Genomic DNA, 15,146 nt, shown 5'->3' on the forward strand with positions numbered 1-15,146 from the left:
CTGTGGTGGCTGATCGCGATCGGCTGGATCGTGCGCTATCCGACCGGCTGGGCGCGGGTGATGGGGCGTACCGATATCGGTACTGCCACCGGCCTGCTGACCCTGGTGGCCGCCGTGGCAGCGGTGACCTATCTGCACCAGAGCGATCAGGGCGCACTGCTGCTGCTCGCTTTCTTCTTCCTCGTCTGGGCCGCGGATACCGGTGCCTATATCGCGGGGCGCACCTTCGGCCGGCACAAGCTGGCGCCCGCGGTCAGTCCGGGCAAGACCCGCGAAGGCGCCGTCGGCGGCGTGGTCGCTGCCATGGTCTTTGCGGGCCTGGGTGCGTGGGTGCTCGGTTTTGGCGAGGCGCGCCTGGTGGGGTTTGTTCTGCTTGGCGCCTGGGTGGCGGTGATCTCCATCGTGGGTGATCTGACCATCAGCATGTTCAAGCGTCACGCCGGCATCAAGGACAGCGGCACGCTGTTCCCCGGCCATGGCGGTGTGCTCGACCGGCTCGACAGCGTGCTGGCGGCCGCGCCCTGGTTTGTTGCCGGGCTGCACTGGTTGCCCAGCGCCGTCTAGCAGCGTTCGCCGTATGCTGCGACGACGCAGGTAAACTGGCAGGGGTTGCGCATATCCACAACAGGCGCGCGATTCGGTGATCCAATCCACGCCGGCTGTAACGCCAATGTTCGGGAGAAACGAATTACATGTCTGACTGGCTGATGTCGGTTCCGGCGTTCATCGTGGCCATCGGCCTGCTCGTGGCCGTACACGAATACGGCCATTTCTGGGTCGCACGCCGTATGGGCGTGAAGGTGCTGCGTTATTCGATCGGTTTCGGCAACCGCATCTGGGGTTTCACCGGCCGTCGCAGCGGCATCGAATACTGGCTGTCGGCGATCCCGCTGGGCGGCTACGTCAAGATGCTCGACGAGCGCGAAGGACCGGTCGCCGAGGCCGACAAACCCTATGCCTTCAATCGCCAGCATCCGGCCCGCCGAATCGCGATCGTCGCCGCGGGGCCGGGGGTCAACTTTATCTTCGCGATCGCGGCCTACTGGCTGGTGTTCATGATCGGGGTCGCCGGCATCAAACCCATGATTGCCGCCGCGCCCGAGAATAGTCTGGCCGCCGAGGCGGGCCTGCGTTCGGGCGACGAGATCGTGGCGATCGACGAGCGGCGTATCGAGAACTGGGAAGACCTGCGCCTGGGCCTGATCGAGCGTGGCCTCGATGGCGATGCGGTGCAGCTGCAGGTGCGTAACGGCGAGGGCTCGGTACGTCGCGTCGGATTGGATTTGAGCGACGTGCCAGCCGACCCGGAGAAGCTGTTCGACCGGCTCGGGCTTATGCCCTATCAACCGCCGGCCACGCCGCTGATCGCGGATGTCGTGGCCGATAGCGCGGCCAGCCGGGCCGGATTGCAAAAAGGCGACGAGATTCAAGCGGTGGATGGCGACGCCATGGACACCCCGCAGGCCCTGGTCGAGCGAATCCAGGCGAGCCCGGGCGAGCGCGTAACGCTCACCGTGTTGCGCGATGGCCAAACCCTCGATATGCCGGTCACGCTCGCCTCGGTCGACAACGACGACGGCGTCGCCGAGGGCCGCCTGGGCGCGCAGATCGGCGTGAATGCCGAGGCGTGGCAGAGTATGCGTACCACCCGGCAGCTCGGCCCGCTGGCTGCCGTTCCGGCGGCCGTGGCCAAGACATGGGAGGTCTCGGCGCTGACCGTACGCCTTATGGGGCGCATGATCACCGGCGATGTTTCGCTGCGTAATGTCAGCGGCCCGATTCAGATCGCCAACTACGCCGGACAGACCGCGAGTATCGGTCTGGAAGCGTTTGTTGGATTTCTTGCCCTGGTTAGCGTCAGTCTGGCGGTGCTCAACCTGCTGCCGATTCCGGTGTTAGACGGGGGGCATCTTCTGTATTATTCGATCGAATGGATCAGGGGCCGACCTCTTTCGGAGGCGGTACAGGTCGCAGGTCAGCAGGTCGGCATGGTCGCTCTCCTGATGCTGATGACCCTGGCTTTCTACAACGATATCCTGCGCTTGCTCGGGTAAGTAAGGTTCTTGAAATATGCCTGTATGTGTGTCGCGCGCGCTCGCCGTGCTCCTGTGTCTTTTTGCTGCAAGCGCCTGGGCGCAGGCTCAATCGTCGAATTCCGGTTACGACTTTCGCGTGGACGACGTGCGCGTGGTCGGCGTGCAACGCCTGGAGCCGGGCACCGTGCTCACCTACCTGCCGTTGTCGGTAGGCGATCGTCTGAGCGAGGCTCGCGCGCAGCAGTCGATTCGTGCGCTCTACGACACGGGCCTGTTCGAGAACGTCGCCCTGCAGCGTGAAGGCAATACGCTGGTCGTCGACGTGACCGAGCGCCCCGAGATCGCGAGTTTCTCGATCGAGGGCAACAAGAACATCGGCGGCGAGCAGCTCAAGGATGCGCTCGCACAGCAGGGGCTGGCCCAGGGCGAGCTCTACAAGCGATCGCTCGTCGACCAGCTCGAGCAGGAGCTGCGTCGTCAGTACTACGCCAACGGCTATTACAGCGTGGCGATCGATACCGAGGTCAAGGAGCTCGACAACAATCGCGTGGCCATCGATATCGATGTGACCGAAGGCGAGGTCGCCTCGATCAAGGACATCAACATCATCGGCAACGAGCACTTCAGCGACGACGAGTTGCGCGACGTGTTCGAACTCAAGGCCAGCTCGCCGGCCTATACGCATCCGCTGACGTTCTGGCGCAGCCGCGATCGTTACTCGCGCGAGAAGCTGCTCGGCGACCTGGAGTCGCTGAACTCCTTCTACCAGAACCGTGGCTATGTCCGGTTCAACGTGTCGTCGATCCAGGTGTCGCTGTCCCCGGATAACCGCAACATCTTCCTCACCATCAACGTGGACGAGGGCGATCAGTACACCATCAACGATTACGAATTCGCCGGCGACATGATCGTGCCGCAGACCAGCCTTCAGCGGCTGGTCACGGTCGAGCCGGGCCAGACCTTCTCGCGCGGCGACGTCGATGCCTCGGCCAACAGCATCAGCTCCGGCCTGGCGGACTTCGGCTATGCCTTTGCCGATGTCGACCCGCTGACCCGCGTCAACGAGGAAGACAAGACCGTCGATCTGACCTTCTTCATCGATCCCGGCAAGCGGGCCTATGTCCGTCAGATCACCTTTAACGGCAACGACAAGACCAACGACGAAACCCTGCGACGCGAAATGCGCCAGTTCGAAGGCGCGCCTTTCTCGCGCCGTGGCGTGGAGCGTTCCCGCACCCGTCTGGCGCGTCTGCCGTACATTCAGGATGTACAGGTCAACACCGAGAAAGTGGCCGGCAGCGAAGATCTGGTCGACGTGGACTACGACGTCACCGAGCGCGCTGCGGGTACGCTTCAGTTCGGCGTGGGCTTCTCCGATGCCCAGGGTTTCCTGGTCAACGGCAGCGTGTCGCACAGCAACTTCCGGGGCACCGGCAACCGTCTGAGCCTGCGCGCCGAAACCAACGACTACGCCAAGAGCGTGGGCGCGAGCTGGACCGACCCTTATTTCACCGACGAGGGCGTCTCGCGCACCATCTCGGGGTTCTATCGCAACACCGACCAGCTGATCCGTATCGGCTCGGGCTTCGACCTCAACTCGGTCGGCGGTGCGGTCACCTTCGGTCTGCCGATCACCGAGTATTCGCAGCTCCGTGCCGGCCTCGGCGTGGAGCGCAACGAGATCAACTCGGCGGTCAACCGCAACGGCGAACAGCGGCTCTCGGACGAGCTTGCCGAGTTCATCGACGAAAACGGCAAGGAAGCCACCACCTACGAACTGCAGACCGGCTGGTCGCGCGACACGCGTAACCGCACCTTCTTCGCCACCCGCGGTACCAACACCGAGTTCCAGTTCAACATCAAGGGGCCGGGCTCCGACCTCGAGTACTACGACACCAGCCTCGAACATGAGCGCTATTTCCGTGTGGGCGCCTGGGTGCCGGGCCTGTCCGACAAGATGGTGCTGTCCATGGATGGTCGTGTGGCCCAGACCGATGTCTGGGGCGACGGCGAGGACGTGCCGCCTTACGACAACTTCTTCGCCGGTGGTGCACGCTCGGTGCGTGGCTACTCCAACGGTGGTCTCGGCCCGCGCGACTCCTTCGATAACCCGTTCGGTGGTCAGTTCCTGACCACGCTGCAAAGCGAACTCGTGATTCCGACGTTCCTGGAGTCCGACAACAAGTCCACGCGACTGACGGCCTTCTACGACATCGGTAACGTCTATGAGGACGCGAGCGCGTTCGAAGCCTCGGATCTGCGCAAGTCCGCCGGTGTGGCGTTCTACTGGTTCACGCCGTTCTTCGGGCTGCTGCGTGTGAGCTATGCCGCCTATGTGGACGATCCCGACAACGACGATGTGGATCGCTTCCAGTTCTCCTTCGGTGTCGGGCTCTAGTCCGGCACGGTTCGGTAGCGACATGTATTCGATACGACGCATTCCGGCCGCGATTGTCCTGACGTGCATGCTCGCGTTCACGACGTCGCTGCAGGCGGCGCCCGTGGCCGGCGACGGCGGGAACAAGGTGCTGTGTATCGGCGTGGTGGACGTTTCGCGGGTGATCAACGAATCGCCCCAGGCGGCGCGGGCCAAGTCGAGCATGGCCACCCAGTTCGCCAAGCGAAAGAACGCCCTCGAGGCCAAGTCGAATGCGCTGCGCCAGGATATGGACCGGCTCGCCCAGGATGCCAGCGTGATGAGCGACGAGGATCGCGACAAGCTGCAGAGCGATATCCGCGACCGTCAGCGCGAATTGCAGCTCGAACGCAGCAAGTACAACGACGACGTCTCCGACGCCGAGCATAAAGAGTTCGAGCAGATGCGCGGCGATATTCTGGACATCATCAATCAGTATGCCGAGGACAACGGCTACGACCTGATTCTGGGCGAGGGCGTGATCTATAGCAGCGATGCAGTCGATGTAACCGACGAGATCCTGGCCGAACTCGGGGACGGTTAAGTCATGGCGACGAACACGTCGCCCGCGCTCACGCTCGAGGCGCTAGCCGAGCGTTTCGATCTGGCCGTGTCTGCCGATGCGGCGCAGACGGCGATCGTCGGCGTATGCGCGCTGGAGCCGGGCAAGCGCGATTGTATTGCCTTTGCCGAAAACGCAGGCCAGATCGAAGCGATCCGCCGCAGCGCGGCTGCGGCCGTGATCTGTCCGCCCGCGGTCGCCGAGGCCGTCGACATACCGGCACTGGTCGCGAAACAGCCCCGTCTTGCGTTTGCTCGCGTGGCGGCACTGTTTGATCGCCCGCCGCCGCGCGCCGGCATGCATCCCCGTGCCGTGGTCGCCGATACCGCCCGCGTGGATGAGCAGGCCAGCATTGCCGCGAATGTGGTCATCGGCGAGAACAGCGTCATCGAGGCCGGTGCAGTGATCGGCGCGAACACGGTGATCGGTGACGAGGTCCATATCGGGGCCGACAGCCGTATCGCCAGCAATTGCAGTATCGGCGATCGCGTACATATCGGCGCCCGGGTCAGCATCGAAGCCAACGCCGTGATCGGCGGTCGCGGTTTCGGGCTCGTGCACAACGGCGCCGGCTGGGAGCCGATCCCGCAGATGGGCCGCGTGCGCATCGGCGACGAGGTGGAAATCGGCGCCGGCAGCACCATCGATCGCGGCGCGCTGGACGACACGGTGATCGAGCAGGGCGTGAAGATCGACAACCAGGTCCACATCGCCCATAACTGCCGCATCGGCGCACATACCGTGGTGGCGGGCTGTACCGGTATTGCCGGTTCCTGCACGATCGGCTCGAACTGCATGATCGGCGGGGGCGTGGGCATCGGTGATCACGTCACCATCGCCGATGGTGTGATCGTGACCGCGGCCAGCCAGGTGCCCAAGAACATCGACCGAAGCGGCGTATACTCCTCGACTTTTCGTGCCATGCCGGCCGCCGGCTGGCGCAAGCGCCTCGCCCTGTTTCGACAACTCGACAAGCTCGAGCGACGCCTGCGGCGGGTGGAGCGCGCGACCCCTTCCTCGGAGAACAATGAATGAGCGATCAAGACGATATCAAGGCGATCATGCGGCAGTTACCGCATCGTTTCCCGTTTTTGCTGGTGGACCGGGTGCTCTCCTGCGAGCCGGGCAAGTCCATCACGGCGATCAAGAACGTCACCATCAACGAGCCGTTCTTTCCGGGGCATTTCCCCAGCGAGCCGGTCATGCCGGGTGTGCTCATCCTCGAAGCGCTGGCCCAGGCCGGCTTGATTCTGGGTATGCGCACGGTGGAATCGGAAGAGGGCACGATCGTCTATTTCGCCGGTATCGACAAGGCACGCTTCAAGCGGCGCGTGGTGCCGGGTGATCAGCTGCTGCTCAAACTCGTGGTGGGTTCGGCCAAGAAACGGATCTGGCGTTTCGATGCCGAAGCCTGGGTCGGCGACGAGCTGGCCTGCCGTGCACAAATGATGGCCGTCCCGGGGAAGCCCGATGCCAATTGATCCCAGCGCACAAGTTCATCCCGAAGCCGAGATCGCCGACGATGTGGATATCGGCCCGTTCACCGTTATCGGCCCGCACGTCAAGATCGGCGCCGGTACCCGGGTGGGCCCGCATGTGGTCATTTCCGGCCATACCACCATCGGCCGCGAGAACCAGATCTTCCAGTTCGTATCGCTGGGTGCCGAGCCGCAGCACCGCGTGTATGCCGGTGAGCCCACGCGCCTGACGATCGGGGATCGCAACACGTTTCGCGAATACTGCAGCGTGCATCGCGGTACCGTCATCGACCAGAGCGAGACCATCATCGGCGACGACAATCTGCTGATGGCCTATACCCATATTGCCCACGACTGCGTGCTGGGCAACGGCATCACCATGGCCAACGGTGCGAGCCTGGCCGGGCATGTGCGAATCGGTGATTTCTGTATTCTCGCCGGCTTCGCGCTCGTGTATCAGTTCCGGCGTGTGGGCACGATGGCGTTTCTGGCTTACTGCAGCGGCGTTCAGCAGGATGTGCCGGCCTTCGTTCGCAGCGCCGGCGCGCCGGCCGTGCCGCACGGGGTCAACTCGGTGGGCATGCGTCGTCGCGGCTACAGCGAAGAAGAGGTCACCGCGGCCAAGCGCGCCTATCGCACCATCTATCGTTCCAAGCTGCGTCTTGAACAGGCCCGCGAAGCACTGCGCGAACCGGCCCAGTCGAGCGAGGCAGTACGTCTGATGCTGGAATCGCTCGAACAGGCCGAGCGCGGCATCATTCGCTAGCACGTGGTCGATGCCCAGCCCCGTTTCTTCATCGTGGCCGGCGAACAGTCCGGCGATGTACTCGGCGCGGGGCTGATTCGCGCACTGCGAGAACGCTACCCCGGCGCTCGCTTCGAAGGGGTCACCGGCCCACTCATGCGCGAGGCCGGTTGTGAAACGCTGGCCGATATCGAAGCGCTGTCGCTGTTCGGCATCAGCGAAGTGATCGCCCAGATACCGCGGCTGCTGCGTTTGCGGCGGCGCCTGTTCGAGCGCATCGTCGACACCCGACCCGATGCATTCATCGGCATCGATGCCCCGGCTTTCAATACCGCGCTGGAAATACGAGTGCGCCAGCGCGGCATTGCCACCGTGCACTATGTCTGTCCGACCGCCTGGGCCTGGCGGCAGGGGCGCACCAAAAGCATTCGCAAGGCCGTCGACCTGCTGCTGGCGATATTCCCGTTCGAAGAGGCGTTCTTTCGTCGTTTCGATATCCCGGTCACTTTCGTCGGCCACCCCCTGGCCAACGAATTGCCCCTGCATCCCGACAGCCCCAGCGCGCGGCGGGCCCTGGGGCTGGACAGCGACGCGCCACTGCTGGGCCTGTTGCCAGGCAGCCGCCGTTCCGAGGTCAGCCGGCTCGGGCCGGTGTTCATCGAAACCGCGCGTTGGCTGCAGGCGCGCCCCCCCGAACTGAAGTTCGTGGCACCCATGGCCACGCCCGCCGTGCGCGAACTATTCGAAGCCCAGATCGACCAGGCCGGTGCGGACCTGAATATCCGGCTCATCGACGGGCGTTCGCGGGAGATCATGCGCGCGGCCGACGTGCTGCTGCTTGCCTCAGGCACGGCCACGCTGGAGGCGCTGTTGGCGAAAACGCCCATGGTCGTGGCCTACAAGCTGTCGCCGATGAACTATGCGATCGCCCGCCTGTTCAATCTGATCAAGACCGAGCATGTGAGCATGCCCAATCTGCTGGCGCAGCGTGCGCTGGTGCCGGAATGCCTGCAGCAACAGGCACGGGTGTCGGTGCTCGGCCCCGAGGTCGAGCGGCTTCTGGAATCGGGCGAGGCACGCGCGGCCCAGACCGATGCCTTCGACGCCATCCATCAGCAGCTGGCCTGCGACGCCGACCAGCGTGCCGCGAACGCGGTCGCGGCCCTGATCGAGGCACGCCAATGAGGCGTCGCACGCGTCGCTTTGCCTGTCCCCTGGTCGCCGGCGTGGACGAAGTGGGGCGGGGTCCGCTCGCCGGCCCGGTCGTTGCCGCCGCGGTCATCCTGCCGGCGAGGCCGTTGCTGCGCGGCCTGACGGATTCGAAGGCGATCGGCGCGGCTGAGCGCGAACGCATGGACGAACGCATCCGCCAGCGTGCACTGGCTTATGCCATCGCCGAAGCCTCGGCGGCTGAGATCGACAGCCTCAATATTCTGCAGGCCAGCCTGCTGGCCATGCAGCGCGCCGTGGCGGCACTGCGGTTGACGCCGTTTGTGGCCTGGGTCGATGGCAATCAGCCGCCGCCGCTGAATATGCCGCTGCGTACGGTGGTCGGCGGTGACGGCAGCGTACCGGCGATCAGCGCGGCCTCGATCATTGCCAAGGTGGCCCGCGATCGGCAGATGAGCGAGTTCGATGCCCACTATCCGGGCTATGGGTTCGGCCAGCACAAGGGCTATGGCACGCAGGCACATCGTGACGCCATCGACGCCCACGGGGTGACGCCCATACATCGGCGCAGTTTCGCGCCGATTGCCCGAGCCCTTCAGGCGCGCCAGATCGACTTCATCGATCACTTCGGCTAGAGCGCGCACGGGGGACAAAGCTGTCGCTGTTCGTATTCGCGCAAAGGGCCGCACGGATACGACCGCGGCTGACTAAGGCGCAACGCATGCCACGGCCCGCAACGCCCGCACGGCACGCGTTTCCGACGCGGGCGAATGTCGAGTGGCCGAACGTTGGGACAATCGCAGCGGATTGCTCGTTAGAATGACGAACACGCAACGCCGGCCTGCGCCCACCGCTGGGCGTCCGTGCCCGGTGATACGTTTGCCCATGCCGACGACGCCCGCGTCGGCGTGCCTGAGTGACCGACAGAAGAGCCTATGTCCGCCGAATTCGTCCATCTGCGTGTCCATACCGAGTATTCCCTGTCCGACGGGATCGTCCGGATCAAGCCGCTGCTGGCGCAGACGCGGGAGGCCAACATTCCGGCGGTGGCGATCACCGACAACGTCAACCTGTTCGGCATGGTCAAGTTCTACAAGGCCGCGCTCGGCGCCGGTATCAAGCCGATCGTGGGCGTCGACCTGCATATCGACGAAGGCCCGCAGGAAACGCCGGCGCGGCTGACGCTGCTGGCCCAGGACCGGGTCGGTTATCGCAATCTCTGCGATCTGCTCACCCAGGCCTATCTGCAAGGCCAGCATCGTGGGCAGGTGTTGTGCCAGCGTGAATGGGTGGCCGAGAAGGCCGAGGGGCTGATCGCGCTCTCCGGCGGCATGGTCGGCGATACCGGTATGGCGCTGATGGCCGGCAAGCCCGAGATTGCCGATGCGCGCGCGCTGGCCTGGCAGCAGATCTTCGGCGATCGCTACTATCTTGAGGTCACCCGCTGCGAGCGCAGTGGCGAAGCCGCCTGGCTGTCGGAGACGGTGGGTCTGGCCCTGCGTCACGATATTCCGATCGTGGCCACCAACGACGTGCGCTTTCCCCACGCCGACGATTTCGATGCCCATGAAGCCCGCGTGGCCATTCACGGCGGCTATACGCTGGCCGACCCGCGCCGGCCCAAGAACTATACTCCCGAGCAGTATCTGAAAACGCCGGAACAGATGGCCGAGCTGTTCGCGGATCTGCCGGAAGCACTGGAAAACAGCGTCGAGATCGCACGTCGCTGCAACCTCGAACTTACGCTCGGTGAGAACGTGCTGCCGGACTTCCCGGTGCCGGAAGGGCACGACGCAGCCACGTTCCTGCGCTCGGAATCCGAATCCGGCCTGGCCGAACGCCTCGAGCTGCTGTACCCGGACGAAGACGAGCGCGAACGCCGCAAGCCCGAATACGACGCGCGCCTCGATCACGAGCTCGACGTGATCAAGACGATGGGCTTTCCCGGCTACTTTCTCATCGTCGCGGACTTCATCCGCTGGGCGCGTGAGAACGGCGTGCCGGTGGGCCCGGGCCGTGGTTCCGGTGCCGGTTCGCTCGTGGCCTATGTGCTGGGTATTACCGATCTGGATCCATTGGCTTACGACCTGCTGTTCGAGCGGTTTCTCAACCCCGAACGTGTATCCATGCCCGACTTCGACGTCGACTTCTGCATGGACGGGCGCGACCGCGTAATCGAATACGTCGCCCAGCGCTACGGCCAGGAAAAGGTCAGCCAGATCATCACCTACGGCACCATGGCCGCGAAGGCCGTGGTCCGCGACGTCGGCCGTGTGCTGGGCCATCCCTATGGCATGGTCGATCGTATCGCCAAGCAGGTGCCGTTCGCACCGGACATGACGCTCACCCGCGCGCTCGAGGAGTCCGAAGAGCTGCGCCAGTCGCGCGAGGACGAAGAGGTCGGCTATCTGCTCGATCTCGCGCTGGCACTGGAGGGCCTGTCGCGCAACCCCGGCAAGCATGCCGGGGGCGTGGTGATCGCGCCGTCAAACCTCATCGATTTCACCCCGCTGTATTGCGAAGCCGGCGGCGGCAACCGCGTGACCCAGTTCGACAAGGACGATGTCGAAGCCGTGGGCCTGGTGAAGTTCGACTTTCTGGGCTTGCGTACGCTCACCATCATCGATCGGGCGGTGCAGGTAGCCAACGCGCGTCTGGCCAAATCGGGCAAGGACCCGATCGATATCCGCTCCATCCCGCTGGACGACAAGAAGCCCTACGAACTGCTCAAGGCCGGCGATACCACGGCCGTGTTCCAGCTCGAATCCTCCGGCATGCGGCGGCTGGTCAAACAGCTCAAGCCCGACGAGCTCGAGGATATCGTGGCCCTGGTCGCGCTCTATCGTCCGGGGCCGCTGGAATCGGGCATGGTCGAGGACTTCATCGACCGCAAGCACGGCAAGGCCCGGGTGGTGTATCCGCACGACAGCCTGGCCGAGGTGCTGGAGCCGACCTACGGGGTGATCCTGTATCAGGAACAGGTGATGCAGATCGCCCAGGTGCTCGCCGGCTACAGCCTCGGCAACGCCGACCTGCTGCGGCGTGCCATGGGCAAGAAAAAGCCCGAGGAGATGGCCAAGCAGCGCGAAGGCTTCGTCAAGGGCGCGGTGGCCAACGGCATCGAAGAAAACACGGCCGCCTACATCTTCGACCTGGTCGAGAAATTCGCCGGCTACGGCTTCAACAAGTCGCATTCGGCGGCCTATGCGCTGGTGTCGTATCAGACCGCCTGGCTCAAGGCCTATTACCCGGCCGATTTCATGTCGGCGGTGCTGTCGGCGGATATGGATCACACCGACAAGGTCGTGATCATGATCGACGAATGCCATCGATTGAATATCGATGTGCTGCCGCCGGACGTGAATTCCTCGGAATACAATTTCTCCGTGGTCGACGACAGCGCGATCCGCTACGGGCTGGGCGCGATCAAGGGCCTGGGCCGCGGCGCGATCGAAACCGTCATCGAAGAGCGTCGCCAGAACGGCGAATACGCCAATCTCTACGACTTCTGCCGGCGTATCGATACCTCCAAGGCCAACCGGCGTGCGCTTGAGGCCCTGATCAACGCCGGCGCGCTGGACCAGCTCGGCCCGAACCGGGCCAGCCTCATGCAGGGGCTCACCCGTGCGCTGGCTGCCGCCGAGCAGGATCGCAGCGCGGCCAGCGCCGGCCAGAACGATATGTTCGGCCTGGCCGAAGACGCCACCGACAACGTCGGCCCGCCGCTGGAAGAACGCCCGGAATGGCCCGAAGACGAGCGCCTGCGCGCCGAACGCGACACCCTCGGTCTGTATTTGACCGGGCATCCGATCAAGGCCTGGGAAGACGAGCTCGCCCTCATGACCCAGGGCAAGATCGCCGAACAGGTGGCCGCCATGCCGCGCCCGGAAGAGGGCGGTCGCGGGCGGCGCGGCGGCAACAAGCGCAGCGCGGTAGTGGCTGGTCTGGTGGTCGAAGTCCGCCGCATGAAAAAGGGCCGTCGCATTATCGTGGTGCTGGACGACGGCAGCGCGCGCATCGAATGCCCGCTGTTCGAGGAAAAGGCCGCCGAATACGGTCATCTGCTGGCGGCGGACAAGCTGGTGGTGGTCGAAGGCAAGCTGCAGTACGACGATTTCAGCGACGGCTTCCGGCTGAACGCGGAAACGGTCATGGACTTCGATACCGCCCAGGCGCGTTTTGCGCATCGCGTACTGCTGCGGGCCACGCCCAAGGTGGATGTCGATGCGCTGGTGGGCTGTGTGGATCGCCACCGCGCCGAGCAGGCCGGCTGTGACGTGGTCGTGCGCTACAGCAACGATCAGGCCCGCGCGGTGCTCACGCTGGGGGAAACGCGGGTGCGTCTATGCGACGAACTGCTGAGCGATCTGCGCCAGCTTGTGGGTGCGGATCATGTACAAGTACGTTATCGTCGCGAACAGTCTATTACCCAATAAGCCGCGCAGCGGGCGAAGCAGCGATACACGATGGCGCAGAAAAACCTCGACTACCTCGATTTCGAACAGCCGATTGCCGAGTTGCAGGAAAAGATCGAGGAGCTGCGCTTCGTCGCCGACGGCAGCGAGGTCAATCTAAGCGAAGAGATCACCAAGCTCGAGGGCAAGCGTCGCAGCCTGACCGAGCAGATCTTTTCCAAGCTCTCGACCTGGCAGGTCGCACAGATGGCCCGCCATCCGCTGCGCCCGTACATGCAGGATTATATCGACGGCATGTTCACCGATTTCGTCGAGCTGCACGGCGATCGAGCCTATGCCGACGACCCCGCCATCGTTGGCGGCACGGCCCGCCTGGGCGGCCAGTCGGTGATGGTGATCGGCCACCAGAAGGGCCGGGATACCAAGGAAAAGATCTATCGCAACTTCGGCATGCCGCGGCCCGAGGGCTATCGCAAGGCGCTGCGGCTGATGAAGCTTGCCGAGCGCTTCAACATGCCGGTGCTCACCTTCATCGATACGCCGGGCGCCTATCCGGGCATTGGCGCGGAAGAGCGCAATCAGTCCGAAGCCATCGCCCGCAACCTGTTCGAAATGGCGCGCCTGCGGGTGCCGATCCTTTGCACCGTGGTCGGCGAGGGCGGCTCCGGCGGCGCGCTGGCCGTGGGCGTGGGCGATCACCTGATGATGCTCCAGTACAGCATCTACTCGGTGATTTCGCCGGAAGGCTGTGCCTCGATTCTCTGGAAGTCGGCCGAACGGGCCGAGGAAGCGGCCGAGGCGATGAAGGTCGGCTCGGAAGACCTGCACCGCCTCAAGCTCGTTGACGAAGTGCTCGAAGAGCCGCTCGGCGGCGCCCATCGCGACCCCAAGCAGCTGATGAAGCAGATGCGCGAACGCCTGCTCGCGAACATGACCCGGCTCAAGCGTATGGGCGTGGACGAGCTGCTGGAAGCCCGCTACAACCGCTGGATGGCCTTCGGCGACTTCAAGCTCGTGGGGTGAACCCGCGCTTCGCGCCCCTGCAGGCCGCGCTCGAGCGCCCGCCGGCAGGCACGCGCCGGCTCGCGCTCGCATTCAGCGGCGGCCTGGATTCCACCGCGCTTTTGCATGCCCTGAAAGAATGCGTGCCGGCGCTGCCCGTGCGAGCCATCCATGTCTGCCATCACCTGCAGCCCGAGGCGGAACGCTGGGCCGCGGGCTGCGCCCGCCAGGCGGCCGCCTGGAACCTGGCATTCACTCGGCTAGACGTCGACGTAACCGTGACCAACGGCGGTCTGGAAGCCGCCGCCCGCGATGCCCGTTATGCGGCGTTATGCGCAGAGCTGACGGCCGACGAGACGCTGATTACAGCGCACCATGGCCGCGATCAGGCGGAGACGTTTCTGCTGCAGGCATTGCGCGGCGCAGGGCCAAGGGGCCTGGCCGCCATGGGGCCTATCGCCCGTCTGGGCGAACACTGTCATTGGCGGCCCTGGCTGGATATCGACCATGACACGATCATGGCCTATGCCGAGATGCATGGCCTGGCGTGGATCGACGACCCCAGCAACCACGATCCACAGGTGGCACGCAGCTTTCTGCGCGAATCGGTGATGCCGCAGCTCAGACAGCTTTGGCCGCAGGCCGACCGGCTGCTGGCGCGGAGCGCAGCCCACGCGAACGAGGCCGCCGAGGCCATCGACACCCTGGCGGCGATCGATCTCGAACAGGCCTCGTCGGCTGACGATACGCTGGATACCGACGTGCTCGACCGTCTCGGGCCGGCGCGTGCCAAGCAGGTCGTTCGGCGCTGGCTTGCACGCGCGGGGCACGATCGTCCCGATCATCGTCATGCGACGCAGATCGTCGAACTGGGGGGCTCGCGGCTCGTTGCGAGCCCCGTGGTCGCGTTCGCGGATACCGAAGTACGACTTTTCGACGGCCGGCTGCATGCCATGGCGCGCTTGCCGTGCGTGCACGGCGACTTCGAGCGGCGCTGGGATGGACGTACGCCGCTGTCGCTGCCGCCGGGTTGCGGGACGCTCGCGATCGCGCCGCCGCCGCGCGCGGACCTCGCTCTGAACGTCGTCCTGCGGCGTGGCGGTGAGCGCGTGCCCGACGGCTCGGGCAGCCATCGGCGCGTCAAGGACGTACTGCGTGAAGCGCGTCTGCCGCCCTGGCTGCGCGAGCGTATGCCGCTGGTCTACCTCGGCGATACCCCGATTGCGCTCGGCGATATCTGGCGCCACCCCCATATCCGGCAACTCGCGGGTGAAGATATCGGCGCCTTCGTCTGGCACAAATCGCGCGCCTGAACGCGCAAG

Annotated in this window: 12 protein-coding genes; all 12 read left to right on the top strand. The window is 64.8% G+C overall.

Features of this window, described 5'->3' with window-relative positions; genetic code table 11:
* A partial coding sequence (locus tag CMN27_RS08785) for a phosphatidate cytidylyltransferase (protein ID WP_293625662.1) occupies window positions 1-564 on the top strand: 564 nt, incomplete at its 5' end.
* A 128-nt stretch (window positions 565-692) separates the two neighbouring features.
* Window positions 693-2,054 (top strand): RIP metalloprotease RseP, encoded by a 1,362-nt coding sequence (rseP, locus tag CMN27_RS08790; protein ID WP_293625663.1) that lies wholly within the window; start codon window positions 693-695, stop codon window positions 2,052-2,054.
* Between the two features lie 16 nt (window positions 2,055-2,070).
* Complete coding sequence (bamA, locus tag CMN27_RS08795; protein WP_293625664.1) at window positions 2,071-4,434, top strand: outer membrane protein assembly factor BamA; 2,364 nt, start codon at window positions 2,071-2,073, stop codon at window positions 4,432-4,434.
* A gap of 67 nt (window positions 4,435-4,501) precedes the next feature.
* Window positions 4,502-4,996, top strand: coding sequence for an OmpH family outer membrane protein (locus CMN27_RS08800; RefSeq protein WP_293625665.1), 495 nt, complete (start codon window positions 4,502-4,504; stop codon window positions 4,994-4,996).
* A 3-nt stretch (window positions 4,997-4,999) separates the two neighbouring features.
* Window positions 5,000-6,049, top strand: coding sequence for a UDP-3-O-(3-hydroxymyristoyl)glucosamine N-acyltransferase (gene lpxD, locus CMN27_RS08805; RefSeq protein ID WP_293625666.1), 1,050 nt, complete (start codon window positions 5,000-5,002; stop codon window positions 6,047-6,049).
* On the top strand, window positions 6,046-6,495 hold the full coding sequence (fabZ, locus tag CMN27_RS08810) for a 3-hydroxyacyl-ACP dehydratase FabZ (RefSeq protein ID WP_006911868.1): 450 nt from the start codon (window positions 6,046-6,048) through the stop codon (window positions 6,493-6,495). The genes lpxD and fabZ overlap by 4 nt, the downstream gene beginning before the upstream one ends.
* Window positions 6,485-7,258 carry an acyl-ACP--UDP-N-acetylglucosamine O-acyltransferase gene (gene lpxA / locus CMN27_RS08815; protein ID WP_293625667.1) on the top strand — a complete coding sequence of 258 codons (774 nt, stop codon included), beginning with the start codon at window positions 6,485-6,487 and terminating at the stop codon, window positions 7,256-7,258. The genes fabZ and lpxA overlap by 11 nt, the downstream gene beginning before the upstream one ends.
* Before the next feature lie 3 nt (window positions 7,259-7,261).
* Window positions 7,262-8,422 (top strand): lipid-A-disaccharide synthase, encoded by a 1,161-nt coding sequence (lpxB, locus tag CMN27_RS08820; RefSeq protein WP_293625668.1) that lies wholly within the window; start codon window positions 7,262-7,264, stop codon window positions 8,420-8,422.
* Window positions 8,419-9,042, top strand: coding sequence for a ribonuclease HII (gene rnhB / locus CMN27_RS08825; protein WP_293625669.1), 624 nt, complete (start codon window positions 8,419-8,421; stop codon window positions 9,040-9,042). Before lpxB ends, rnhB begins: the two co-directional genes overlap by 4 nt.
* Before the next feature lie 300 nt (window positions 9,043-9,342).
* Window positions 9,343-12,843: a DNA polymerase III subunit alpha gene (dnaE, locus tag CMN27_RS08830; RefSeq protein ID WP_293625670.1), complete on the top strand. Its 3,501-nt coding sequence runs from the start codon at window positions 9,343-9,345 to the stop codon at window positions 12,841-12,843.
* A gap of 30 nt (window positions 12,844-12,873) precedes the next feature.
* Window positions 12,874-13,845 carry an acetyl-CoA carboxylase carboxyltransferase subunit alpha gene (locus CMN27_RS08835; RefSeq protein ID WP_293625671.1) on the top strand — a complete coding sequence of 324 codons (972 nt, stop codon included), beginning with the start codon at window positions 12,874-12,876 and terminating at the stop codon, window positions 13,843-13,845.
* Window positions 13,842-15,137 carry a tRNA lysidine(34) synthetase TilS gene (gene tilS, locus CMN27_RS08840; RefSeq protein WP_293625672.1) on the top strand — a complete coding sequence of 432 codons (1,296 nt, stop codon included), beginning with the start codon at window positions 13,842-13,844 and terminating at the stop codon, window positions 15,135-15,137. Before CMN27_RS08835 ends, tilS begins: the two co-directional genes overlap by 4 nt.
* The last annotated feature ends 9 nt before the right edge of the window (window positions 15,138-15,146 follow it).

It is taken from the genome of Salinisphaera sp. (assembly GCF_002729955.1).
GTDB lineage: Bacteria > Pseudomonadota > Gammaproteobacteria > Nevskiales > Salinisphaeraceae > Salinisphaera.